We start from the raw sequence: 23,764 nt of genomic DNA, 5'->3' as shown, positions 1-23,764 counted from the left end.
CCGGAAGACCCCGCTCGCACCGGCGATCTCGACGATCGAGGCGGCGAGCAGCCCACCGGTCAACGACTCGACGGTGGCCAGGGTCTCCTGCCGCTCGGTCAGGCGATGCACCACCCCGGCGGCCGGGCTGCCCACCGGCCGCTCCCCGTGCGCGTCACGATCCATGTCCCCCACCCTTCCCCGGGGCCGGCCGGTCCAGTCATCCGGCCCGAATCCGGCACCGCTCGTACCATCCGCCCCGCGCCGGCCGGCGGGGCCACTCAGCCGGTGGGACGGCGCAGGCGCAGGGCCTGGGCGACGTAGTCGAAGCCGGTGACCACGGTGACCAGGACCGCCGCCCCCATGATCCACGGGCCCACGGCGGCGAGGGCGGCCGGCATCGGCCAGAGGTACCAGGCGATGGCCAGGATCTGCAGCACCGTCTTGATCTTGCCGCCCCGGCTGGCCGCGATGACCCCGTGCCGGATCACCCAGAAGCGCAGCGCCGTGATGCCCAGCTCCCGCGCGAGGATCACCGCGGTGACCCACCAGGGCAGCCGGTCGTACCAGGAGAGCAGCAGCAGGGCGGCACCGGTGAGCGCCTTGTCGGCGATCGGGTCGGCGACCTTCCCGACCGAGGTGACCAGGCCGAACCGGCGGGCGATCCAGCCGTCCACCAGGTCGGTGACCGAGGCCACCGCGAAGATCAGGCAGGCGGTGATCCGCCAACCCGCATGGCTCATCGCCGAGACGACCACCGAGGCGGCGAAGACCGGCACCAGCACCAGCCGCAGCGCGGTGAGCGCGTTGGCCGCGTTGAGCACCGGCACCCGGGCGACCACCGGGGCCGCCGCCGGGTCCGCCGCGCCGGTCATCGCCGCACCCCGCTCCGACCGCCGTGGCGTACCTGGCACTCCACCACGTGGCTCCCTCGCTCCGTCCGGGCCCGCCGTCACCGTGCCGCGCCGGGCGCCGCCGAGATCATCTCATCCGGCACCGCGACGAGGTCCACCCCTTCAGTGCCGGTGACCGTGGCCCGGACCAGGTCGCCCGGGCGCAGCGCGGCCAGATCCACCCCGCCGCCCACCGGGGCGACCAGGGTGGTCGAGCCGTCGACCTCGGGGGCCTGGTGCGCGGCCCGGCCCTCGACCACCCCGTCGTCGACGGAGTCGACCAGCACCTCGACCGTCGAGCCGAGCCGCTCCTCGGCGCGCTGCGAGCAGAGCTCGTCGGCAAGCGCGCTGAGCTTGTCGTACCGGCGCTTGATCGTGGCGGCGGACACCTTGCCGGGCAGCCCGGCGGCCTCGGTGCCGTCCTCGTCGCTGTAGTCGAACACGCCGATCGCGTCGAGCCGGGCCGCGGAGAGGAACCGGACCAGCTCGGTGACGTCGGCGCGGGTCTCGCCGGGGAAACCGACGATGAAGTTGCTGCGGGCGCCCGCCGCCGGGGCCAACGCGCGGGCCGACGCCAGCAGCTCCAGGAACCGGTCGGTGGAGCCGAACCGGCGCATCCGGCGCAGCACCGGCTCGCTGGCGTGCTGGAACGACAGGTCGAAGTACGGCGCCACCCCCGGCGTGGTGGCGATCGCCTCGACCAGGCCGGGCCGGGTCTCGGCCGGCTGGAGGTAGCTCACCCGCACCCGGACGACGCCCTCGACCGCCGCCAGCTGCGGCAGCAGCTTCTCCAGCGCCCGGGGGTCGCCGAGGTCCTTGCCGTACGACGTCGAGTTCTCGCTGACCAGCACCAGCTCCCGGACGCCGGTCTTGGCCAGCCACTCCGCCTCGGCGAGCAACTCGTCGGGCGTACGGGAGACGAAGGCGCCGCGGAAGGCGGGGATGGCGCAGAACGCGCAGCGGCGGTCGCAGCCACTGGCCAGCTTGAGCGACGCGACCGGGCCGGTGTCGAGCCGGCGGCGCAACACCTGGCGCAGGTGCGCCGGGGTGTGTGCATCGGTCTCGGGCTCGACCGGCCGGGTCGGGGTGGCGTGGCCGGGCAGCGACACCCCGCTGCCCCGACGGGCGACCGGGGTGAGCGGGAGCAGCTCGCGCCGGTCCCGCGGGGTGTGCGCGTCGAACGCCTCGCCGGCGGCGACCGCGTTCAGCCGGGCGGAGATGTCCGGGTAGTCGTCGAAGCTGAGTACCGCCTGCGCCTCCGGCAGGCTGTCGGCCAGTTCCCGGCCGTACCGCTCGGCCATGCAGCCGGCGGCGACCACCTTGGCCCCGGTGCCCGCAGCGGCCAGCAGGGTCTGGATGGAGTCCTGCTTGGCCTTCTCCACGAAGCCGCAGGTGTTCACGACCACCACGTCGGCGCCCTCGCCGTCGGTGGTCACCTGCCAGCCGTCGGCGTGCAGCCGGGCGGCCAGCTCCTCCGAATCAACCTCGTTACGGGCACAGCCCAGGGTCAGCAGGGCGACCCGGCGGCCGTCGGCGGTGGAAGGGAAGGTGGCAGACACCATCCGAGGGTACCGGTCCGGACGCCGGAGACCGCCGTCGGCGGGTCGTCGGCATCGACCGGCTCACACCCGCCCGGCGCGGCCGGCCCCCCGACGCGGGGCTCAGACCGCCGCGGCGCCGACCTGGGCCAGGCGGTCGAGCAGGAAGACCTCGGTGCCGGCCAGGCCGGTCGAGCAGAAGACCGTGATCTGGTCCGCGGCGGTCCGGCCGGGGACCGCGCCGGCCAGCACCGCGCCCAGGTCGCGCAGCCGTCCGGCGTACGGGGGCAGGGCCGCGAGCATCGGCGGGTCGTACGCGGCGGCCTGGGCCGGGGAGTCGGTGACCAGGACGTCGGCGGCGTCCAGCAGGTCGGTGCCGAACTCGGCGCGGTCCCGCTGCTTGAAGCCGACCGCGTTGACGTGGGTGCCGGGGGCGAGGTCGGCGGCGCGGACCACCGGGGTCGGGCTGGTGGTGGCGAGTACCACGACGTCCCGCCGGGCGACCGCGTCGGCCGGGGTGGCGACGGCCCGGGCCGGGACGCCCAGCTCGGCGCGGACCCGGGCGGCGAACGCCTCGCGCCGGGCGGCCGAGCGGCTGTGCACGGTGACCTCGCGCAGCGGGCGTGCCGCGGCGGCAGCCCAGACCTGGGTCCACGCCTGCGCCCCGGAACCGATCACGCCGACGGTGGCGGCGTCCGGGCGAGCCAGGGTGTCCACCGCGACCCCGCCCAGACCGCCGGTACGCCGCGAACCCAGCTCCGCGCCGACAGCCACCGCCCGCACCGCCCCGGTCCGCCCGTCGTGCAGCACCACCACCTGCTCGCCCTCCGGGTGCCCGAAGGTGTCGTACGACCGGAAGCCGTACCACTGGCCGGTGAGGTGCCCGGCGGTGAGCACCATCCGGCCCCCGCCCAGCGGCGCGGCGGCTCGGGGTGGGGCGACCAGGCGGCCGGCGTGGGCGGCCAGCAGGGCGTCCCGCATGGCTGCCACCGTCGTGGCGGCGTCCAGCGCGGCGGCGACCTCGGGGTCGGCGAAGATCATGACCATGATCCCAATACTGCAAGTTGAAGTGAGATTCAGGTCAAGGACGGTGGCCCGGGTCACGCCACGCCCGGACCCATCCCCCGGTGCTACGGTTCGACCCGGTGGCCCGCCAGGCCGGGCCGCCCCGGACGAGTGGTGGGCGTACCCGGTCAGGCGAAGACGCCCCGGATGAGTGCAGACTCGGCTCGTCCCGGCCCCGGCGGCCCGGGCGGCCCCGCGGAGGTGACGTCGATGGCCTGGACCGTGCTGGTGATCTCCGGACTGCTGGAGACGGCGTGGGCGGTCGCCCTGGACCGCAGCGCCGGCTTCACCCGGCCCGTCCCGACGGTGGTGTTCCTGGTGACCCTGGTGCTCAGCATGGTCGGGCTGGCGTACGCGCTGCGGGACATCCCGGTCGGCACCGGCTACGCGGTCTGGGTCGGCATCGGCGCGGTCGGCACGGCCCTGGTCGGGATGGTCGCGTTGCACGAGTCGGCCAGCCTGCCCCGGGTCGTCTGCCTGCTGCTGGTGGTCGCCGGCGTGATCGGCCTCAAGGTCTACCACTGACTCGGCACGCTCGCCCCACGGCTGCGTTTCCGGCCCGGCCAGCACGGCCGCCCGGCCGCCAGCCGTCACTCGTCGTCGCCGCGTAGACCCGCCAGGACCTCCTCCAGCTCGTCCGGCTTGACCAGGACGTCGCGGGCCTTCGACCCCTCCGACGGCCCGACCACGCCCCGGGTCTCCATCAGGTCCATCAACCGGCCCGCCTTGGCGAAGCCGACCCGCAGCTTGCGCTGGAGCATCGAGGTCGAGCCGAACTGCGAGGTGACCACCAGCTCGACCGCCTGCACCAGCAGGTCGAGGTCGTCGCCGATGTCCTCGTCGATCTTCTTCTTGCCCTCCTGCGCCACCGAGAGCACGTCGGGCCGGAACTCCGGCTCGCGCTGGTCCTTGCAGAACTTCACCACGTCGGCGATCTCGCGCTCGGTCACCCAGGCGCCCTGGATCCGGATCGGCTTCGAGGCGCCCATCGGCAGAAAGAGGCCGTCACCCCGGCCGAGCAGCTTCTCGGCGCCCGGCTGGTCGAGGATGACCCGTGAGTCGGCCAGCGACGACGTGGCGAAGGCCAGCCGGGACGGCACGTTGGCCTTGATCAGGCCGGTGACCACGTCGACCGACGGGCGCTGGGTGGCCAGCACCAGGTGGATGCCGGCGGCCCGGGCCAGCTGGGTGATCCGGACGATCGAGTCCTCCACGTCGCGCGGCGCCACCATCATCAGGTCGGCCAACTCGTCCACGATCACCAGCAGGTACGGGTACGGGCGAATCTCCCGCTCGCTGCCCGGCGGGGCCTTGATCTCGCCGGTACGCACCTTGCGGTTGAAGTCGTCGATGTGCCGGACCCCGTTGGCGGCGAGGTCGTCGTAGCGCATGTCCATCTCGCGGACGACCCACTCCAGCGAGTCGGCCGCCTTCTTCGCGTTGGTCACGATCGGCGTGACCAGGTGCGGGATGCCCTCGTAGCCGGTCATCTCGACCCGCTTCGGGTCGATCAGCAACAGCCGCACCTCGTCCGGCGTGGCCCGGGTCAAGATGGACATGAGCAGCGAATTTAGACATGAGCTCTTGCCGGCCCCGGTGGCTCCCGCGATGAGGATGTGGGGCATCTTCGCGAGGTTGGCCACCACGTAGCCGCCCTCGATGTCCTTGCCCAGCGCCACCACCATGGGGTGGTGGTCGCTGGTGGCGGCCCGCGAGCGCAGCACGTCACCGAGGGCGACGTTCTCCGGGTCGGTGTTCGGGATCTCCACCCCGACCGCGCTCTTGCCCGGGATCGGGCTGAGGATCCGCACGTCCGGCGACTTCACCGCGTACGCGATGTTGCGGGAGAGCTGGGTGATCCGTTCGACCTTGACGCCGGGGCCGAGCTCGACCTCGTAGCGGGTGACCGTCGGGCCCCGGGTGAAGCCGGTGACCGCGGCGTCCACGTCGAACTGCTCGAACACACCGGTGAGCGCGGCGATCACCTCGTCGTTGGCCTTGCTCCGGGTCTTCGGCGCGGCGCCGCCGCTGAGCAGGTTCGCCGGGGGCAGGGTGTAGTCACCGGCCAGCCCGGTCAGCGCGAGCTGCTCGGCCCGCGTCGGCGCGGGCGAGTGCTCCGGCGGGTCGACCGGCCGGCGGGTCGCCGGCACCTTGGCCGGCTTGCGGGGCAGCACCAGGGTTTCCTGGAGGTCCGCGCCGTCGAGGTCGTCGGCGAAATCCTCCGGGTCCAGCGGTGGCGGCATCCGCTTCGCCGGCCGCTTGCGGACCGGCTTGGCGGTCGCCTCGTCCGTCTCCTCGCCGGCGGGCGGCGCGACCAGCGTGCCGGCCAGCAGACCGAGCCGCTCGGGAATCTTGTTGATCGGGGTCGCGGTGACCACCAGCAGACCGAAGACCAGCAGCAGGATCAGCAGCGGCACGGCCACCCAGGCGGTGACCGCCCGCTCCAGCAGGCTGCCGACGCCGGCACCGACCAGGCCGCCGGCGAAGTCCCGCTGCGCCGGGCCGGCCGGATCCTGCCCGACGTGCAGCAGCGCGGCGGTGGCGATCAGCATCGAGCCCCAGCCGACCAGCCCCCGACCGCGGTGCTGCGGGTCGGCGGGCTGGCGCATCAGTCGCCAGGCGCCGATCATCAGCAGCACCGGCACCACGATGGCGATGGCACCGAGGAAGAGCCGGACACTGTCGGCCAACCGGGCGCCCACCGGCCCCGCCCCGGAGAACCAGATCGCCACCCCGCTGAGCAGGGCCAGGCCGAAGACCAACAGGCCGGCGCCGTCCCGGCGATGCTCGGGGTCGAGATCCCGGGCGGAGGCGGCCTGCCGGCCGGCGGCGCGTACCGCCCACCCGACGCCGTGCGCCAGCCCCATCCACAGTGCGCCGACCGCGCGTCCGACGTAGACGGCCGGGCCGGGACGCGCGGCCGTGCGCCGCCGGGACGCCGCCCGGGTGGTCTTCTTCGCCGGCTGGCGGGCACGGCTGTTCGTGCTGCCTCGCGGCGACGCGCCGCGCCGCCGGCTCGCCTGAGAGGTACGGCCCGCCATACAGTCAACTTAGCGGCGGGACCCGGCAGATCGCCGCTTTTCCGGGTCGTGTCCGCGCGTCGCGGCACGGAACCGCCGCCCGCCGTGATATCTGCCTCAGAAGGGATGCCCGATGGCGTCGCCGGAATTCGAGGACGGTCCGGAAGGCCCCCTGGCCGGACATCCCGGCCAGCTCCGGCCGTTGACCGGCGAACTCGTCGCCGCCGTGCTGGCCAGCCGGGGCCACGTGGTCCACGTCGACCCGGACGGCGACCTCGTCGGTCGCTGGGACGACAGCCTGATCTGGTTCCTGCGGGTCGGCGCCGCGGCCGAACTGCTCCAGGTGCGCACCGTCACCGCGCCGACGTTCCCGATCGAGTACGTGCCGGCGTTACACGAGTTCTGCAACGCCTGGAACCACGACCGGCTCTGGCCCAAGGCGTTCGTGCACGTCGACGACGACGGGCGGGCCCGGGTCTGCGGCGAGGTGATCACCGATCTGGAGCGCGGCGTGACCCCGCACCAGCTCGACCGGCTGCTCGGCTGCGGCATCTCGACCGGCTGTCAGCTCGCCGTCGAGGTGGGCCGGCTGCCCGGCGGGGTGGTGGCGTGACCGCCCCGGGTTTCGGGCCGGCCGGCTGGACCGCCGGGTGGCCCGGCTGGCCGGGACGCCGGCGCGGGCCGGCCCGCCGCGACCCGGCCCTGACCGAGGCGCTCGCCGACGCCCGGGACCTGCCCGACGGCGCGGCGCGGATCGCCGAGCTGGAACGGATCGCGGCGCACGCCGACGCGGCTGGGGACGACCGCGCCGCCGTGGACGCCCGGTTCGCGCTGATCGAGGCGTACCTGCGGCACGGGGAGCGCTGGCGGCTGGTCGAGCCGCTGCGCCGCTGCCTCGCCGCCGTCGACCGCCGGCCCGACCTGCTGCCGGGCACCGACGCCGCGCTCCTGCTCCGGTTCCAGCGGTACGCGGTCGAGGCGCTGCTGGGCACCCCCCGGGTCGGCCTGGACCAGGCCCGCGCGCTGCTGGACGACCTGGCCGCCCGCACCGCCGCCGGCCCGGACGTCGAACCGGTCGCCGAGCTGCGCTGCCGGATCGCCGACCACCTCGGCGACGAGCCGGACGCCCGGCGCTGGTACGACCGGTGGACGGCGGCCGAGCCGCACCCGGCGGGCGGGTGCCCCGGCTGCGCGCCGGCGCGCCGGGCCGAACTGCTCACCGGGTGGGGTGACTGGGATGCCGCGCTCGACCTGCTGCGGGGCCCGCTCGACGGTGCCGTCGAGTGCAGCGAGCAGCCGGAGCGGGCCCTCGCCGCGGCGCTGCTGCCGTGGCTGCGGGCCGGCGCGCCGGAGCGGGCCGCGCGGGCGCACGTGCGGGCGTACCGGCGGCACCGGCGGGAACGGGCCGCCTTCGGGTACCTCGCCGCGCACCTGCGCTTCTGCGCGTTGGGCGGGCACCCGGCGCGCGGGCTGGACATCCTCGCCGAGCAGTTGCCCCGGCTGGACCACGCCGACGACGACCTGTCCGCGATGGAGTTCGCCGCGGCCGGGGCGCTGGTCTGCGCGGTCGCCGTCGAGGCGGGGCTCGGCGGGCGCCGGGTGCACCGGCCCGCGTACGGCGGGCGGCCCCCGGCCGACCGGCCCGTCGCCACGCTCGGCGCGGAGCTGCTGGGGCTGGCCACCGGGCTGGCCGGGAGCTTCGACGCGCGCAACGGCACCGGGCACCAGTCCGCCCGGATCGCGTCCTGGCTGGCCGAACGGCCACTCGCCGAACCGGTCCCGCTGCCACCCGACGAGCCGGACGAGGAGGTGGATGACAGCACGGTCGACCTGGACGACGGCGGGTCGGCCGAGCAGGAGCTGGCGCCGCTGAGCCTGACGATGATCACCGCCGCGCTGGACCGGCGCGGGGATCGCTACGCCGTGGGCGCCGGCGGCATCGTGGTCGGGCAGTGGGGGCCGGCACTGATCCAGATCCGGCAGGCCGGGGAGCGCGGGGAGATCCTCCGGGTGCGGGCGGTGGCCGGCCGCCGGCTGCCCGCCGACCGGCGCTCCGAGGCGTACGCCTTCTGCAACGCCTGGAACCACGACCGCCTGCTGCCGACGGCGTCCGCGCACGAACAGGCCGGCGAGCTGGTGCTGGCCGGCGAGGTCAGCACCGACCTGGCGCACGGGGTGGCGCCGGCCCAGCTCACGGTGCTGCTGGCCGCGGCGGTCAGCACCGGCGTCGCGTACGCCGAGGCGGTCGAGGCCCTGCCCTGACCGGTGCCGGTCGCACCCGCACCGGGCCGGTCGCCCGCGTCCGTGGCTGGACGGCGGCGACCGGCCCGGCCGGATGTGTGGATCAGCCGGCGGTGACGAGGGTCAGGTCGTTGGCCGCGAGGATCTCGTTGAGCGGCTGGAAGAAGGTCACCCCGCCCCGGGTGCAGTCGCCGGATCCGCCCGAGGTGACCCCCTGCGCCTGGTCACCGGAGAGCCATGCCCCGCCAGAGTCGCCCGGCTCGGCGCAGACGTTCGTCCGGGTCAGCCCGGTGACCGTGCCCTCCGGGTAGTTGACCGTCGCGTTGCGCGCCCGGATCACCCCGCAGCGGGTGCCAGTGGTCGAGCCGGAGCGGCAGACCGAGGCGCCGACCGGGGCTTCCTGCGAGCCGGCCACCGGCAGCGTGCCGCCGGCGAAGTCGTTCACCACGCCCTGCGGCGTCCACGCGTTGTTCACCTCGACGAACGCCCAGTCGTCACCGGGGAAGGACGAGGCGCGGAAGGTGCCCTGGGCGACCCGGTTCGCGCCGGCGGTGCGGTCCCCCGGCCGGCCGCAGTGCCCGGCGGTGACGAAGCCGCCGACCACGGAGAAGCCGACCGAGCAACGGCCGGCGGTGTTGATGAAGTACGCGTCCCCGCCGCGCACGTCGAACAGCAGCCGGGGAGCCTCCGCCGAGGTGTCGACCCGGACCACGCCGGCCGGGGCCCCGCTGGTGGCGGCGAAGCGGCGGGCGGCCGCCTCGGCGCCGGGCTGGGCGAGCACCGCCACCGAGTTGGTGGTCACGTCGACGTACCAGCCGGCCACGTCCGGGCTGGCCCGCCCGCCGGCCCGGTCGAGCCGGCTCTTGACCGCGTCCAGCTCGCCGACGCCCCGGTCCACCTGCTTCGGCACCGCGCCGGCAGCCCGTACCGCCGCGGCGTCGGCCGGATCGGCGACCGCCACGGTGAGCTGGCGCCCGTCCGCGCTGAGCCAGCTACCGCCGTAGTCCGCGCCGAGCTCGGCCCGCAGCCGGGCGACGGTGCCGGCGGCCCGGCGCTCGGTGGCCAGCCGGTCGACCGCCTGATCGCGGGAGAGCGACAGGTCGCGCCGCATCGCGTCGAGCACCTCCGGGGCGACGCCGGCCGGCGCGGCCGTACCACCGGCCCGGTCGGCCGGGGCAGTGCCCTCCCCCGCCACCGCGGGCAGGGTCACCGCCGCCGCCGTTCCCGCCGCCGCCACCAGTACGCCGATGGCTGTCATCCGTCTGCGGTCCATCCGCCACGCTCCTCCCGGCGAGCCTGATCAGGCCCGTCGGGACGGAGTACGAAAGCGACGGTCGGACGGTTGAACGATCGACGAAAAACTATCCGGAGGCGGTCAGACCTCGACCACCGTGGGCACGATCATCGGCCGGCGGCGGTACGCGTCGTTGACCCACCGCCCGACCGTGCGCCGGACGATCTGCTGGAGCTGGTGCGGGTCGGTGATCCCGTCCGCGGCGGCCCGGTTCAGCGCCTCGGTGACCAGTGGGATCACCGGGTTGAACGCCTCCGGGTCCTCCGAGAACCCCTTCGCGGAGACGGTCGGGCCGCCGACCACCTTGCCGGTGACCGAGTCGACCACCACGGTGGTGGCGATGAAGCCACCGTCGCCGAGGATCCGCCGCTCGGTCAGCAGCGACTCGCTGACGTCGCCGACGGCGAGGCCGTCGACGTAGACGTAGCGGCTCTTCACGTGCCCGACCAGGCTGGCCCGCCCCTCGACCAGGTCGACCACGTCGCCGTCCTCGCAGAGCACCACCCGGTCGGGGGCGACCCCGGACTCGATGCCGAGCCGGGCGTGCGCGCGCAGGTGGCGCCACTCGCCGTGCACCGGCATGAGGTTGCTGGGACGCACCACGTTGAGCAGGTAGAGCAGCTCTCCGGCGGGGGCGTGCCCGGAGACGTGCACCTTGGCGACGTCCTTGTGCACCACCACCGCGCCGGCCCGGGCCAGCCGGTTGATCACCCGGTAGACCGACGTCTCGTTGCCCGGCACCAGCGACGAGGCCAGCACGACGGTGTCACCGGGGGCGATGGTGATGTGCCGGTGGTCGCCGCTGGCCATCCGGCCCAACGCGCTCATCGGCTCGCCCTGCGACCCGGTGGACATCAGCACGATCTGCTCGGGCGGCATGGTGGTCGCCTCGTCGAGGCCGACGACCAGGCCGGGCGGGATGTTCAGCAGCCCCAGATCGCGGGCGATGCCCATGTTGCGGACCATGGACCGGCCGATCAGGGCGACCTTGCGGCCGTGCTCGGCGGCGGAGTCGAAAACCTGCTGCACCCGGTGCACGTGCGAGGCGAACGAGGCGACGATGATCCGCCCGCGCGCCTTGGCGAAGATCGAGTCGAGCACCGGCCCGATCTCCCGCTCAGGAGTGACGAAGCCGGGGATCTCCGCGTTGGTGGAGTCCGACAGCAGCAGGTCCACGCCCTCGGCGCCGAGCCGGGCGAAGCCGGCCAGGTCGGTGACCCGGCCGTCCAGCGGGAGCTGGTCCATCTTGAAGTCGCCGGTGTGCAGCACCAGGCCGGCCGGGGTGCGGATGGCCACCGCGAGGGCGTCCGGGATCGAGTGGTTCACCGCGAAGAACTCGCACTCGAAGGGGCCGAGCCGCTCCCGGCCGCCCTCCCGCACGGTCAGCGTGTACGGCTGGATCCGCCGCTCGGCGAGCTTCGCCTCGACCAGGGCGAGGGTGAACTGCGACCCGACCAGCGGGATGTCCGGCTTGTGGGCAAGCAGGTACGGCACCGCGCCGATGTGGTCCTCGTGGCCGTGGGTGAGCACGATCGCCTGGACGTCGCCGAGCCGATCCAGGATCGGGCCGAAGTCGGGCAGGATCAGGTCGACGCCGGGCTGCTCCACGTCCGGGAAGAGCACCCCGCAGTCGACGACCAGCAGCTTGCCGTCGTACTCGAAGACGGTCATGTTCCGACCGATGGCGCCGAGCCCGCCGAGCGGGATGATCCGCAGTCCGCCCTCCGGCAGCGGCGGGGGCAGTTCCGCATCGATGTGCGCCTCGGTCACGCGTCCACCTCATTCTGCGACGCCGTTACCCGGCGTCCGTCGTGTCGTTCGATCATTCGGGCAGCTCCAGGCCCGCTGCCGCGCAGTCGGCGCGCAGCTGGGCGAGTTCGTCGTCGGTGGCGTCGACCAGCGGCGGGCGCACCGGGCCGGCCGGCAGCCCGGCAGCCGTCAGGCCCGCCTTCACCAGGATCACGCCCTGGGTCCGGAAGATGCCGGTGAACAGCGGCAGCAACCGCCGGTGCAGGCCCAGGGCGGTGGCGGCGTCGCCGGCGTCGTGTGCCTCGATCATCTGCCGGGTGAGCGCGCCGGTGAAGTGGGTGGAGGTGCCGACCACGCCGACGGTGCCGACGGTCAGGGCGGGCAGGGTCAGCGAATCCTCCCCGCTGTAGAAGGCGAGGTTGGTGCGGGCGGTCACCCAGCTGGTGGCGGTCAGGTCGCCCTTGGCGTCCTTCACCGCGACGATCCGGCCGTGCTCGGCGAGGCGCACCATCGTCTCGGTGGCGATCGGCACGCCCGTCCGGTGCGGGATGTCGTAGAGCATCACCGGCAGGCCGGTGGCGTCCGCCACGGTGGTGAAGTGGCGCAGCAGCCCGCTCTGCGGCGGCTTGTTGTAGTACGGCGCCACCACCAGCAGGCCGTTCGCGCCGGCCTTCTCGGCCGCGGCGGCCAGCTCGATGGTGTGCCGGGTGTCGTTGGTGCCGACCCCGGCGACCACCTTGGCACGGTCGCCGACGGCCTCCACCACAGCCCGGATCAGGCGTTCCTTCTCCGCGTCCGTGGTGGTCGGCGACTCGCCGGTGGTGCCGTTGACCACCAGCGCGTCGTTGCCCTGCTCGTCGACCAGGTACGCCGCCAGTCGGGCGGCGCCGTCGACGTCGAGCGAACCGTCGGCGGTGAACGGGGTCACCATCGCCGTGAGCACTCGCCCGAAGGGGCGGGACACCGCCCGGGCGGCGGTGTCAGGGTGGTCGTGGTTCATGCCACCAACCTAGCGGACGACCACCGGCACCCCGCCGGGGAAGGGCTCAGGACAGCTCGGCGTGCGGGCTCGCCGCTACCTCGCTGCCGTCGGGCAGGGTGGAGATGACGAAATCGGCGAAGACGTTCGGTGCGACCCGCTGCAGCTGCCGCAGGCACTCCACAGCCAGCTCGCGGATCTCCACGTCGGCGTGCTCGGTGGCGCGCATCGCGACGAAGTGCCGCCAGGCCCGGTAGTTGCCGGTGACGACGATCCGGGTCTCGGTGGCGTTGGGCAGCACCGCGCGGGCCGCCTGGCGGGCCTGCTTGCGCCGCAGGGTGGCGTTCTCCACGTCGGCGAAACGCCGCTCCAGCCCCTCCAACAGCTCGTTGTACGCCCGTACGCTCGCCTCGGCCGCCTCCACGAACCGCTTGTGCAGCTCCGGATCCTCGGCGATCACCGCCGGCTCGACCATGGCGGCGTCCCGCTCCGGCACGTACCGCTGGGAGAGCTGGGAGTACGAGAAGTGCCGGTGCCGGATCAGCTCGTGGGTGAACGACCGGGACACCCCGGTGAAGTAGAAGCTGACCGACCCGTGCTCCAGCACCGACAGGTGCCCGACCTCCAGGATGTGCGCCAGGTAGCCGGCGTTCGTGGCGGTCGCCGGGTTCGGCTTACGCCACGACTGGTAGCAGGCCCGGCCGGCGAACTCGGCGAGCGCCTGGCCGCCGTCGGCGTCGGTCGACCACGGCACGTCGTCCGGGGCCTCGAAGTGGGTCCACGCGATGAGCTTGACCTGTGGCTGAACCATGTCCGGCATTCCTGGGACTGTAGTTGGCCGGCGGTCGCGGGGAAAAGTTGGGCTCGCGGGGCGGAGGGGCCGCACGCTGCGAATCGTGGACACGTACCGTGCCATCCGAACGACAGGTGTCCAATATCTCGGCGAGGCCCAGACCGGTGGCGGGCGCCCTGTCGAGCTGCCCCCATGGACGGGGCAGCCGACGACGGTGGGATCACGCAGCGGGGGCAGCCAGGCGGGCGGAGCACAGGCGCACGCACCGGCGATCGCCGTGGCCCAGTAGCACACCGGCCGCCGGCACACCGCGCTCGCAGGCAACAGCGCCAGCGCCGTGCGGTCGCACAGCCGTCCCGCGGGCCCCGGCCGTCCCGCGCGCCCCAGGTGGTTCGGGCGCCCGGATGGTCCGCCCGCCGGTCAGACGTAGAGCGAGGTGAAGGGCGCCCACGGCAGGTTGCGCGCCACCGAGAAGGCCAGCCAGGCGGCCAGGAAGCCACCAATCAGCTTCGGGCTGATCCGCAGCTCCGGCAGCCGCCAGCCGAACGCCTGGTTGCCCGCCCACGCGACGAAGAGGTACGCCAGGAAGGGCAGCGCGAAGACGAAGAGGAAGTGGTGGCGGGCGGCGGCCGGCAGGTCGCCGTGCAGCACGTACCAGAGGGCGCGGGTGCCGCCGCAGCCGGGACAGTCCAGCCCGGTGGTCAGCTTGAGCAGGCAGGTCGGCGCGGCGTCGGGCGCGGACCGGGTGGGATCGCTGATCAGCGCGTAACCGATCCCGGCGGCAACGCAGCCGAGCGCGGCCAGCGGCACGGCCCAGCGCGGCGATCGGTCGTAGAGCCGCACCACGAAGCGGGTCAGCCGGTCGGGCTCGGGCGCCGGGTAGGAGGGTGGCACCTGCACGGCCGGCCACCCTGCCGCGGGGGCGGCCGCGAACGCGGGCGGCGGGGCGTCCGCGCCGGTCGGCGGGTGCGGCTGAGGGGCCGGTCCGTCAACGCTCGTCACGCCGCTCACCGTACACCGGCCACGCCCGTCAGGGCGGCGGCAAGCGGGGCGGCCAGGTCACCGGCGGCGGGCGGCGCCACCGCGTCCAGGCCGAGCCAGCCGGCGAGGCGGTAGAGTTCGGCGGCGAGCGCCAGCGCGGTCTCGCCCGCGTCGGCACCCGGCTCGATCCAGGCCGCCGGCACCAGCAGCACCCTGGCCTTACGGTCGGCCTTCAGGTCGACCCGGGCGGTGAACCGCTCCCCCTGCAGGAAGGGCAGCACGTAGTAGCCGTGCACCCGCTGCGGCGCGGGGACGTAGATCTCGATCCGGTAGCTGAAGTCGAAGAGCCGTTCGGTGCGCCCCCGCTCCCACACCAGCGGGTCGAACGGGCTGACCAGGGTGTTGCCGCGTACCCACCGGGGCAGCCGGGCGGCGGCGTGCAGCCAGGCCGGCTGCCGCCAGCCCTGCACGACGACCGGCAGCAGCTCACCCGCCTCGACCAGCTCGGCGATGGCCTGGCGGGCCCCGGCCAGCGGCAGCCGGAAGTAGTCGCGCAGTTCCGGCTCCGCGGCCACCCCGAGCGACCGGGCGGCGATCGCCACCAGCGTGCGGTACGCCTCGGCGTCGGCGGGTGTCGGGGTCGCCAGCACGGCGGCGGGCAGCACCCGCTCCGGCAGGTCGTAGCGGCGGGCGAAGGACGTGGTGCGCTCTGCGGCGGTGACCTCGCCGGCCCAGAAGAGGAACTCCAGCGCCCGCTTCACCGCCGACCAGTTCCACCCCCAGTTGCCGGTCTCCCGGGGCGCGTCGTGCTCGATCTCGGCGGCGGTGAGCGGACCCCGGGCGGCCACCTCGTCGCGCACCCAGGCGACCAGCTCCGGCTGCTCCTGGGCGATCCGGCGCATCCCGCCCCAGGCGGCGGAGCGGGCGTTGGCCATCCGCCAGCGCAGCGCCGGGTGCAGCCCGACCGGGACCAGGGATGCCTCGTGCCCCCAGTACTCGAAGACCTCGCGGGGCCGGCGGTAGGCGGCGGCGTCGAGCAGGCCGGTCGGGTAGGGGCCGAGGCGGCTGTAGAGCGGCAGGTAGTGCGCGCGTTGCAGCACGTTGACCGAATCCATCTGGATCAGCCCGACCCGGTCGAGCACCCGGCGCAGGTGCCGGCGGGAGGGCACCCCGGTGGGAGGCGGGTCGGCGAAGCCCTGGGCGGCGAGCGCCACCCGGCGGGCCTGGGCGAGCGAGAGCGATTCCGGTGCGGCCATCGTCGGGCACCCTATTCGACGGGTACGACGCCGGAGCGGACGCTTTACCGATCGCCCACCGCCGCATAGAACGGACACATGCTCACCATCCGCCACGAGGAGCCCGACGACGCCGAGGCGGTCGCCCGGGTGCACGTGCACAGCTGGCAGGCCGGCTACGCCGGGATCGTGCCGGACGAGGTGCTGCGGCGGCTCAACGTCACGGTCTGGGCGCAGCGCCGCCGCGACCTCGGCACCGCCGACCCGGAGCACCCGTTCACCACCCTGCTCGCCGAGCGGGACGGTGCGCTCGTCGGGTTCACCTCGTTCGGGCCGTACCGGGTCGACCAGGACCGGGCCGACCTCGACCCGGCGTACGGGGAACTGCTCGCCCTGTACGTCGAGCCGGCGCACTGGGGCGACGGCACCGCGCCGGCGCTGCTCGCCGCGGCCCGCGCCGGGCTGGCCGCGCGCGGCTGGTCGGAGTACCGGCTCTGGGTGCTCGCCGACAACGGGCGGGCCCGCCGCTTCTACCAGCGGGCCGGGCTGTCACCCGACGGTGAACGGTCGACGTACCCCGTGCCGCTCTCCGGTGGCCGCCCGCCGGTCGGGCTCGTCGAGCTGCGGTACGCCGGCCGCCTCGACGGCTGACCCGGCCGGCACCGCCCAGCGCCGGATCGGCAGGAACGCCAGCAGCGCGAGGCTGATCCAGACGTAGGCGTTGCCGCCGACGAAGCCGTCCACCCCGGTGAAGTCCTTCTCCCAGGCCCAGACGATCCGGCTGATCAGGAACGCGTACCCGACGATCGCGGCGGCCAGCAGGGCGCGGCGCCGGCGGCTGGCGGCGGGCATGGCCACGGCGTTGTCCACCAGCAGGATCAGCGCCGGCAGCAGCCACACCAGGTGGTGCACCCAGGTGACCGGGCTGACCAGGCACATCACCGCACCGGTGAGGGCCAGGCCGGTCGCCTCGTCGCCGACAGCCACCGCGGCCCGGGACCGCCACACCCACAGCGCCAGCGTGGCGAGCACCAGCAGCAGCCAGGCCAGGGTGCTCGGCTGCTCCGGGTTGAGGCGGGCCACCACCCCGCGCAGCGACTGGTTGGAGACGAACGCCAGCTCGCCCACCCGGGCGGTGTTCCACAGCGCCTCGGTCCAGAACTCGCGGGAGGCGTCCGGGAAGAGCGCGGCGGCGGCCAGCGTCGCGCCGGCCGCGGTGGCCGTCGAGGTGACCGCGGCCCGCCAGCGCCGGGTGACCAGCAGGTAGACGATGAAGATGCCCGGGGTCAGCTTGATCGCTGTGGCCAGGCCGATGCCCACTCCGGCCCACCGGTTGCCGGCCGGCAGCAGCCGCAGCAGGTCGACCGCGACCAGGAACAGCAGCAGCATGTTGACCTGGCCGAAGTTGACCGTCTCGCGCATCGGCTCGTACGCGGCGGCCAGGCAGAGCGCCACGGCGAGGGCGAACCAGCGGGTCCACCCGGCCCGGCGGGAGATCGGGTCGACCAGCCACCAGAACAGCACCGCGCTGACGACCACGCTGGCGGTCACGCTGACCACGATCGCCGCCGTCCACGGCAGGTACGCCATCGGCAGCATGACCAGGGCGGCGAACGGCGGGTAGGTGAAGCCGTACTGGGTGCCCGGCTTGAGGAAGTCGTAGATCTCCCCGCCGTCGTGCACCCACCAGGTCAGCGCGCCGTAGTAGACCTTCAGGTCGAAGAAGCCGTGCCGGACGGCGGCGACGGAGAGGAAGGCGGACACCGCGGCGGCGAGCGCGACGACGCCGACGACCTGCCGGAACGTCCGTCCGGGACCCTGCGCCACCGGCGCCTCCTCCACCCTGCGTAGGCTTCCGTCCATGGCTCTCGGGTACGTCCGCCCGGCGCGTCCGGAGGACGCCGGCGAGATCGCACGCATCCAGCTCGCGACCTGGCGGATCGCGTACCGCCGGATCCTGCCCCGGCACGTGCTGGACAACCTGGACGAGGCGTGGCTCGCCCGGCGGTGGAGCGCGGCGGTGCAGGAGCCGCCCTCCGGCACCCACCGGGTGCTGGTCGCCGTCGAACAGGCCGAGCAATCGTATCTGGTGGGGTTCGCCGCCTCCGGTCCGGCCGACGCGGAGGCCCTCGCGCCCGGCGAGCCGGCCGAGGCGCTCGCGCCGGACGTGGCCGCGGTGACCGACCTGCTGGTCGAGCCGCGCTGGGGCCGGCGCGGGCACGGCAGCCGGCTGCTCGCCGCCAGCGTCGACCGGTGGCGGGAAGACGGGTTCGCGCGGGCCGTGGCGTGGGCGTTCGACGGCGACGAGGCGACCCGGAGGTTCCTCACCAGCACGGGGTGGGAGCCCGACGGCGCGGCCCGCGCGCTGGACGTGGACGACATGCTCGTCCCCCAGGTGCGCCTGCACGTGGCGGTCCCGGCCGAGGCGGCCGCCGAGGGCTGACCGACGGCCCGACCCGCGGTCGTGTCCGGGCTGCCGACCCGGCTGGCCGGCTGACGTCCCGGCGCGGCGATGAGTTCCGGCCGCCCGATCCGTCAACTCTTTGTACGGCCGGTGCGTGGCCGGCGCCGACCGCCACACCGGCGGCACCGACCACGCACCGGCGGTACCGATCGTTGGACGGAGACGAGGCGAAGGAGGAGAGGACGATGTTCACGGACACGAAGGCGCTCAGCAGCTTCTCGGTGGACGACAGCGGCCGAGCCGAGCGGTTCTACGCCGAGACGCTCGGCCTGCGGGTGTCGCGGGACGACGCCATGGGCGGCGTGCTGACGCTGCACGTCGCCGGGGACCGGGACATCCTGGTCTACCCGAAGGACAGTCACACGCCGGCGACCTACACCGTGCTCAACTTCCCGGTCGACGACATCGACCGGGCCGTCGACGAGCTGACCGCGCGGGGGGTGCGGATCGCGCGCTACGCGGGGATGAAGCAGGACGACAAGGGGATCGTGCGGGACGGCCCGGGGCCGTCGATCGCCTGGTTCACCGACCCGGCCGGCAACGTCCTGTCCGTGCTGGAACAGTGACGCCGCTGGCGGTTCCCGGCCCCGGGCCGGGGGCCGCCACCCGGCCCGCCCCGACCATGAGGTTCGCGTCGTTGTGCATCGCCAACGGCGGCACCGGAGCAGCCTAGGGCCACCCCCGCGATCCGCCCAGCGGTTTCAGTCCAGCAGCGCGTCCAAGCCGACGGTCAGGCCGGGCCGGTTACGCACCGCCCGCACGGCCAGCAGCACCCCGGGCATGAACGAGGCCCGGTCGTACGAGTCGTGCCGGATGGTGAGCGTCTCACCGGTGGTGCCGAAGAGCACCTCCTGGTGGGCCACCAGGCCGGTGGCGCGCACCGCGTGCACGCGTACCCCGTCGATGTCGGCGCCCCGGGCACCGGCGACCTCGTCCTTGGTGGCGTCCGGCGGGGCCCCGAGCCCGGCCTCGGCGCGGGCCGCCGCGATCAGCCGCGCGGTGTGCGTGGCCGTGCCGCTGGGCGCGTCGAGCTTACGGGGGTGATGCTGCTCGATGATCTCGACGGACTCGAAGTGGCGGGCCGCCCGCGCGGCGAACTGCATCATCAGCACCGCGCCGATGCCGAAGTTCGGGGCGATCACCACGCCCACGCCAGGCTTGCGGGCCAGCCAGCCGCGCACCCGCTCCAGCCGCTGCTCGGTGAAGCCGGTGGTGCCGACCACCGCGTTGATGCCCTGGTCGATGCACCAGTGCAGGTTGTCCATGACCACGTCCGGGGTGGTGAAGTCCACAACCACCTCGGCGCCGGCGTCGGAGGCGTTGAACAGCCAGTCACCCTGGTCGACCATGGCCACCAGGTCCATGTCCGGGGCCGCGTCGACGGCCTTGCAGACCTCGACGCCCATCCGGCCCCGGGCGCCCAGCACGCCGACTCGGATCGGCTCGTCCGCGCTCTTCTCCTGCTCGTCAGTCACGGGGCACAACCTATCCCAATCGGGACGCCGTCAACCCGGCGGGACGGTCAACCGGCGGCGAAGTCGTTCGCGCCGAACGGGCCGACCACGGCCAGGGACATCGGCCGGCTGAGCAGCTCCGCGGCGAGGGTGTTCACGTCGGCCACGGTGACCGCGTCGACCCGGCGAAGCAGCTCGTCGACCGGCATCAGGTCGTTGTAGAGCAGCTCACCCTTGGCCAGCCGGCTCATCCGCGAGCCGGTGTCCTCCAGGCCCAGCACGAACGAGCCCTTGGACATGCCCTTGCCCCGGGCCACCTCGGCCTCGGTCAACCCGTCGGCGGCCACCCGGGCCAGCTCGGCCCGGGTCAGCTCGAGCACCTCGTCGACCTTGCCAGGGGCGCAGCCGGCGTAGACGGCGAACAGGCCGCTGTCGGCGTACTGGCTGGCGTAGGAGTAGACCGAGTAGGCCAGGCCGCGCCGCTCGCGGATCTCCTGGAACAGCCGGCTGGACATGCCACCGCCGAGCACGTTGTTGAGCACGCCGAGGGCGAAGCGCCGCTCGTCCAGCCGGTCGATGCCCGGGCCGCCGAGGATGATGTGCGCCTGCTCGGTCTCCTTCGGCTCGACCAGGGTGCCGGCGGGCCGCACGCGTACCGCCGGGGTGGTCGGCCGGTGCGGCGCCGGTGTGGCGGGCTCGGTGTCCAGCGGGCCGCCGCGCAGCGCCTGGCGGACCATCCTGACCACCGTGGCGTGGTCCAGGTTGCCGGCGGCGGCGACGACGATCTGCGGTGCGACGTAGCGGCGCCGGTAGAAGCCCTGGATCTGCCGGCGGGTCATCGGGGTGACCGTCTCCTCGGTGCCGGAGATCAGCCGGCCCAGCGGGTGGTCGCCGTAGACGGCCCGGGCGAACAGGTCGTGCACCTCGTCACCGGGCTCGTCGTCGTGCATGGCGATCTCCTCCAGGATCACGCCCCGCTCGGTCTCCACGTCGGCCGGGTCGAGCACCGAGTCGGCGACCAGGTCGCACATCACGTCGATCGCCAGCGGCAGGTCCTCGTCCAGCACCCGCGCGTAGTAGCAGGTGTACTCCTTGGTGGTGAAGGCGTTGGTCTCGCCGCCCACCGCCTCGATGGCCGAGGAGATCTCCAGCGCGCCGCGCTTGTGGGTGCCCTTGAAGAGCAGGTGCTCCAGGAAGTGCGCGGCGCCCGCCTGCGGGCCGGTCTCGTCCCGGGAGCCGACCGCGACCCAGATGCCGAACGACACGCTGCGCATGGCCGGGATCGCCTCGGTGAGCACGCGCAGGCCGCTGGGCAGCACGGTACGGCGTACCGTGCCGCCCAGCGGGTCGTCACGCAGGGTGCGGGTCACCGCCCGGGAGGCACCGGAGCGGGCCATCCCACTGCCCGGGGATGACGCCACCCCCCGTCGATCCGGCGGAAACGGCGCACGACTGGCCCGACTCACGTGTTGCTCCCAGATCGACGAGGGGTGGGTGGGGTGCGCTTGCTCGGCGTCAGCTGTGCCGGGTACGGCGGCGCGGACGCTCGCCGCCCTCGCCACCCTCGCCACCCTCGCCGCGGTCCGGGCCACGGCCGCCCCGCTCGCCGCCACGCTCCCGGTCGCCCCGGTCGCGTGGGCCCCGGTCGCCCCGGTCCCGGCCGGCCGGGCGCTCGGCACCGGCCGCCTCACCGGCGGTCGGCGCCTCGGCGCCCTCCGGGCGGACCTTGTCCAGGTAGATCTTGCCGCGCTGGTCGATGTCGGCGATCTCCACCTCGACCTTGTCGCCGACGTTGAGGAAGTCCTCGACCTTTTCGACCCGCTTGCCGTCGCCCACCTTGGAGATGTGCAGCAGGCCGTCGCGGCCCGGCAGCAGCGAGACGAACGCCCCGAACGCCGCGGTCTTGACCACGGTGCCGAGGAACCGGTCGCCCACCTTGGGCAGCGTCGGGTTGGCGATCGCGTTGATCCGCTCGACCGCCGCCTGCGCCGACGGGCCGTTAGTGGCGCCGACGTAGATGGTGCCGTCGTCCTCGATGGAGATCTCGGCGCCGGTCTCGTCCTGGATGGCGTTGATGGTCTGCCCCTTCGGGCCGATCACCATACCGATCTTGTCGACCGGGATCTTGACGGTGGTGACCCGCGGCGCGTAGTCCGACATCGGGGCCGGGGCCTCGATCGCCCGCTGCATCACGTCCAGGATGGTCTGCCGGGCCTCGTGGGCCTGCTGCAGCGCGGCGGCCAGCACGTCGGACGGGATACCGTCGAGCTTGGTGTCGAGCTGCAACGCGGTGACGAAGTCCCGGGTGCCGGCGACCTTGAAGTCCATGTCGCCGAACGCGTCCTCGGCGCCGAGGATATCGGTCAGCGTCACGTACCGGGTCTTGCCCTCGACCTCGTCGGAGATGAGGCCCATCGCGATGCCGGCGACCGGCGCCTTCAGCGGCACGCCCGCGGAGAGCAGGCCCAGCGACGAAGCGCAGACCGAACCCATCGAGGTGGAGCCGTTGGAGCCGAGTGCCTCGGAGACCTGCCGGATGGCGTACGGGAACTCCTCCCGCGAGGGCAGCACCGGGATCAGCGCCCGCTCGGCGAGCGCGCCGTGGCCGATCTCGCGCCGCTTCGGCGAACCGACCCGGCCGGTCTCACCCGTCGAGTAGGGCGGGAAGTTGTAGTTGTGCATGTAGCGCTTGGACTTCTCCGGGGAGAGGGTGTCCAGCGCCTGCTCCATGCGCAGCATGTTCAGCGTGGTGACGCCCAGGATCTGGGTCTCGCCCCGCTCGAACAGCGCCGAGCCGTGCACCCGGGGCAGCACGCCGACCTCGGCGGTCAGCGGGCGGATGTCGCGCGGACCCCGGCCGTCGATGCGGACCTGCTCGCGCAGCACCCGGCTGCGGACCTCGGACTTGGTCAGCGAGCGGAACGCGGCGGACAGCTCCTTCTCCCGGCCCTCGAAGCGCGGGCCGAGCTCCTCGTGCATGCGGGCCCGGATCGCGTCCAGCGCCTCCTCGCGGGCCGCCTTGCCGGCGATCTGGAGGGCCTCGGCGACATCGGCGCGGGCCAGCTCGGCGACCGCCTCGTACGCGTCGTCGGCGTAGTCCAGGAAGACCGGGAAGTCGACGACCGGCTTGGCGGCCACCTCGGCCAGCTCGCTCTGCGCCCGGCACAGCTCGCGGATGGCCGGCTTGGCGGCCTCCAGGCCGCTGGCGACGACCTCCTCAGTCGGGGCGGTGGCCCCGCCGGCGACCAGCTTCACGGTGTTCTCGGTGGCCTCGGCCTCGACCATCATGATGGCGACGTCGCCGTCGGGCAGAGCGCGCCCGGCGACCACCATGTCGAAGGTGGCCCGCTCCAGCTCCTCGTAGGTCGGGAAGGCGACCCACTGGCCGTCGATGTGCGCCATCCGGGTCGCCCCGATCGGGCCGGAGAACGGCAGGCCGGAGAGCTTGGTCGACATCGACGCGGCGTTGATGGCCACCACGTCGTACGGGTGCTTCGGGTCGAGCGACAGGACGGTCTCGACGACCTGGACCTCGTTGCGTAGGCCCTTGACGAACGACGGGCGCAGCGGCCGGTCGATCAGCCGGCAGGTGAGGATCGCGTCCTCGCTGGGGCGGCCCTCCCGGCGGAAGAACGAGCCGGGGATGCGGCCCGCGGCGTACATCCGCTCCTCGACGTCGACGGTCAGCGGGAAGAAGTCGAACTGCTCCTTCGGCTGCTTGCCGGCGGTGGTGGCGGAGAGGACGACCGTCTCGCCGAGCTGGGCGACGACGGAGCCGGCGGCCTGGCGGGCCAGCCGGCCGGTGGAGAAGGTGACCTCACGGGTGCCGAAGGCCCCGTTGTCGATTACGGCGGTGCGGGATTCGGTGCCGAGGTTGGTCTCGGTCATGGTGCTGTCGTGCTCCTTCGCATCGGCGGGCCCACGACGCGGGAGCTGCTCAGACGGCCGGTCTTCGATCGAAGCGCCCGGGGTGACCGGCGAGATGCCGGGATGCCCGGGGGCCACTACCGGAGACCGGTACGCTGACCGGCCCCTGCTCGGGTGGTCGCACGGCCCTGTTCTTCCTGTGGTGGTACCGG

General features: G+C 74.0%; 21 protein-coding genes and 1 riboswitch. Of the genes, 6 read left to right on the top strand and 15 right to left on the bottom strand.

Annotated features, from left to right (window positions below; all coding sequences use genetic code 11):
* The 4 genes from C1I99_RS06095 to C1I99_RS06080 form a co-directional block, all read right to left on the bottom strand.
* A partial coding sequence (locus C1I99_RS06095; protein ID WP_146603901.1) for a CinA family protein occupies window positions 1-165 on the bottom strand: 165 nt, incomplete at its 3' end.
* A 95-nt stretch (window positions 166-260) separates the two neighbouring features.
* Window positions 261-854 (bottom strand): CDP-diacylglycerol--glycerol-3-phosphate 3-phosphatidyltransferase, encoded by a 594-nt coding sequence (gene pgsA / locus C1I99_RS06090; RefSeq protein ID WP_111133214.1) that lies wholly within the window; start codon window positions 852-854, stop codon window positions 261-263.
* A gap of 77 nt (window positions 855-931) precedes the next feature.
* Window positions 932-2,434 carry a 30S ribosomal protein S12 methylthiotransferase RimO gene (gene rimO, locus C1I99_RS06085; protein WP_111133213.1) on the bottom strand — a complete coding sequence of 501 codons (1,503 nt, stop codon included), beginning with the start codon at window positions 2,432-2,434 and terminating at the stop codon, window positions 932-934.
* A 99-nt stretch (window positions 2,435-2,533) separates the two neighbouring features.
* Window positions 2,534-3,457, bottom strand: coding sequence for an ornithine cyclodeaminase family protein (locus tag C1I99_RS06080; RefSeq protein ID WP_111133212.1), 924 nt, complete (start codon window positions 3,455-3,457; stop codon window positions 2,534-2,536).
* Window positions 3,458-3,553: 96 nt separating this feature from the next.
* Window positions 3,554-3,623: riboswitch (guanidine-III (ykkC-III) riboswitch) on the top strand.
* A 62-nt stretch (window positions 3,624-3,685) separates the two neighbouring features.
* Here C1I99_RS06080 and C1I99_RS06075 point away from each other — a divergent pair.
* Window positions 3,686-4,000, top strand: a complete 315-nt coding sequence (locus tag C1I99_RS06075; protein WP_111133211.1) for a DMT family transporter — start codon at window positions 3,686-3,688, stop codon at window positions 3,998-4,000.
* 65 nt (window positions 4,001-4,065) lie between these two features.
* On the opposite strand, the gene C1I99_RS06070 is transcribed toward C1I99_RS06075, so the two are convergent.
* On the bottom strand, window positions 4,066-6,342 hold the full coding sequence (locus tag C1I99_RS06070) for a DNA translocase FtsK (protein ID WP_233512358.1): 2,277 nt from the start codon (window positions 6,340-6,342) through the stop codon (window positions 4,066-4,068).
* Between the two features lie 286 nt (window positions 6,343-6,628).
* On the opposite strand from C1I99_RS06070, the gene C1I99_RS06065 reads away from it, so the two are divergent.
* Window positions 6,629-7,108 carry a type III secretion system chaperone family protein gene (locus tag C1I99_RS06065; protein WP_111133209.1) on the top strand — a complete coding sequence of 160 codons (480 nt, stop codon included), beginning with the start codon at window positions 6,629-6,631 and terminating at the stop codon, window positions 7,106-7,108.
* Window positions 7,105-8,757 (top strand): type III secretion system chaperone family protein, encoded by a 1,653-nt coding sequence (locus C1I99_RS06060; RefSeq protein ID WP_111133208.1) that lies wholly within the window; start codon window positions 7,105-7,107, stop codon window positions 8,755-8,757. The genes C1I99_RS06065 and C1I99_RS06060 overlap by 4 nt, the downstream gene beginning before the upstream one ends.
* A gap of 82 nt (window positions 8,758-8,839) precedes the next feature.
* Here C1I99_RS06060 and C1I99_RS06055 read toward each other — a convergent pair whose 3' ends face one another.
* The 6 genes from C1I99_RS06055 to C1I99_RS06030 form a co-directional block, all read right to left on the bottom strand.
* Window positions 8,840-10,009, bottom strand: a complete 1,170-nt coding sequence (locus tag C1I99_RS06055) for a S1 family peptidase (RefSeq protein ID WP_111133207.1) — start codon at window positions 10,007-10,009, stop codon at window positions 8,840-8,842.
* A gap of 102 nt (window positions 10,010-10,111) precedes the next feature.
* On the bottom strand, window positions 10,112-11,800 hold the full coding sequence (locus C1I99_RS06050) for a ribonuclease J (RefSeq protein WP_111133206.1): 1,689 nt from the start codon (window positions 11,798-11,800) through the stop codon (window positions 10,112-10,114).
* 52 nt (window positions 11,801-11,852) lie between these two features.
* A complete protein-coding gene (dapA, locus tag C1I99_RS06045; protein WP_111133205.1) occupies window positions 11,853-12,779 on the bottom strand; it encodes a 4-hydroxy-tetrahydrodipicolinate synthase in 927 nt (308 codons plus the stop codon).
* Window positions 12,780-12,825: 46 nt separating this feature from the next.
* Window positions 12,826-13,569 (bottom strand): FAD-dependent thymidylate synthase, encoded by a 744-nt coding sequence (gene thyX / locus C1I99_RS06040; protein ID WP_111133225.1) that lies wholly within the window; start codon window positions 13,567-13,569, stop codon window positions 12,826-12,828.
* Window positions 13,570-13,971: 402 nt separating this feature from the next.
* Window positions 13,972-14,562 (bottom strand): DUF2752 domain-containing protein, encoded by a 591-nt coding sequence (locus C1I99_RS06035; RefSeq protein ID WP_111133204.1) that lies wholly within the window; start codon window positions 14,560-14,562, stop codon window positions 13,972-13,974.
* Window positions 14,559-15,788, bottom strand: coding sequence for a winged helix-turn-helix domain-containing protein (locus tag C1I99_RS06030; protein WP_111133203.1), 1,230 nt, complete (start codon window positions 15,786-15,788; stop codon window positions 14,559-14,561). Before C1I99_RS06030 ends, C1I99_RS06035 begins: the two co-directional genes overlap by 4 nt.
* 78 nt (window positions 15,789-15,866) lie before the next feature.
* On the opposite strand from C1I99_RS06030, the gene C1I99_RS06025 reads away from it, so the two are divergent.
* Entirely contained in the window at window positions 15,867-16,418 is a 552-nt protein-coding gene (locus C1I99_RS06025) for a GNAT family N-acetyltransferase (RefSeq protein WP_111133202.1), read from the top strand.
* Here C1I99_RS06025 and C1I99_RS06020 read toward each other — a convergent pair.
* Window positions 16,317-17,594: a glycosyltransferase 87 family protein gene (locus tag C1I99_RS06020; protein WP_111133224.1), complete on the bottom strand. Its 1,278-nt coding sequence runs from the start codon at window positions 17,592-17,594 to the stop codon at window positions 16,317-16,319. The genes C1I99_RS06025 and C1I99_RS06020 overlap by 102 nt on opposite strands.
* A 34-nt stretch (window positions 17,595-17,628) precedes the next feature.
* Between C1I99_RS06020 and C1I99_RS06015 the strand changes: the two genes are divergently transcribed.
* Together C1I99_RS06015 and C1I99_RS06010 are read left to right on the top strand one after the other, a co-directional pair.
* On the top strand, window positions 17,629-18,210 hold the full coding sequence (locus C1I99_RS06015; RefSeq protein WP_111133201.1) for a GNAT family N-acetyltransferase: 582 nt from the start codon (window positions 17,629-17,631) through the stop codon (window positions 18,208-18,210).
* Between the two features lie 206 nt (window positions 18,211-18,416).
* Window positions 18,417-18,797 carry a VOC family protein gene (locus tag C1I99_RS06010; RefSeq protein WP_111133200.1) on the top strand — a complete coding sequence of 127 codons (381 nt, stop codon included), beginning with the start codon at window positions 18,417-18,419 and terminating at the stop codon, window positions 18,795-18,797.
* Window positions 18,798-18,932: 135 nt separating this feature from the next.
* On the opposite strand, the gene dapB is transcribed toward C1I99_RS06010, so the two are convergent.
* The 3 genes from dapB to C1I99_RS05995 are packed head-to-tail and all read right to left on the bottom strand — an operon-like array spanning window position 18,933 to window position 23,573.
* Window positions 18,933-19,706 carry a 4-hydroxy-tetrahydrodipicolinate reductase gene (dapB, locus tag C1I99_RS06005; protein WP_111133199.1) on the bottom strand — a complete coding sequence of 258 codons (774 nt, stop codon included), beginning with the start codon at window positions 19,704-19,706 and terminating at the stop codon, window positions 18,933-18,935.
* 47 nt (window positions 19,707-19,753) lie between these two features.
* On the bottom strand, window positions 19,754-21,151 hold the full coding sequence (locus tag C1I99_RS06000) for a M16 family metallopeptidase (RefSeq protein ID WP_111133223.1): 1,398 nt from the start codon (window positions 21,149-21,151) through the stop codon (window positions 19,754-19,756).
* Between the two features lie 49 nt (window positions 21,152-21,200).
* Window positions 21,201-23,573: a polyribonucleotide nucleotidyltransferase gene (locus tag C1I99_RS05995; RefSeq protein ID WP_111133222.1), complete on the bottom strand. Its 2,373-nt coding sequence runs from the start codon at window positions 23,571-23,573 to the stop codon at window positions 21,201-21,203.
* Window positions 23,574-23,764: the final 191 nt, after the last annotated feature.

The organism is Micromonospora deserti (assembly GCF_003236335.1).
GTDB lineage: Bacteria > Actinomycetota > Actinomycetes > Mycobacteriales > Micromonosporaceae > Micromonospora > Micromonospora deserti.
This window is presented reverse-complemented; position numbering and strand designations above follow the sequence as displayed.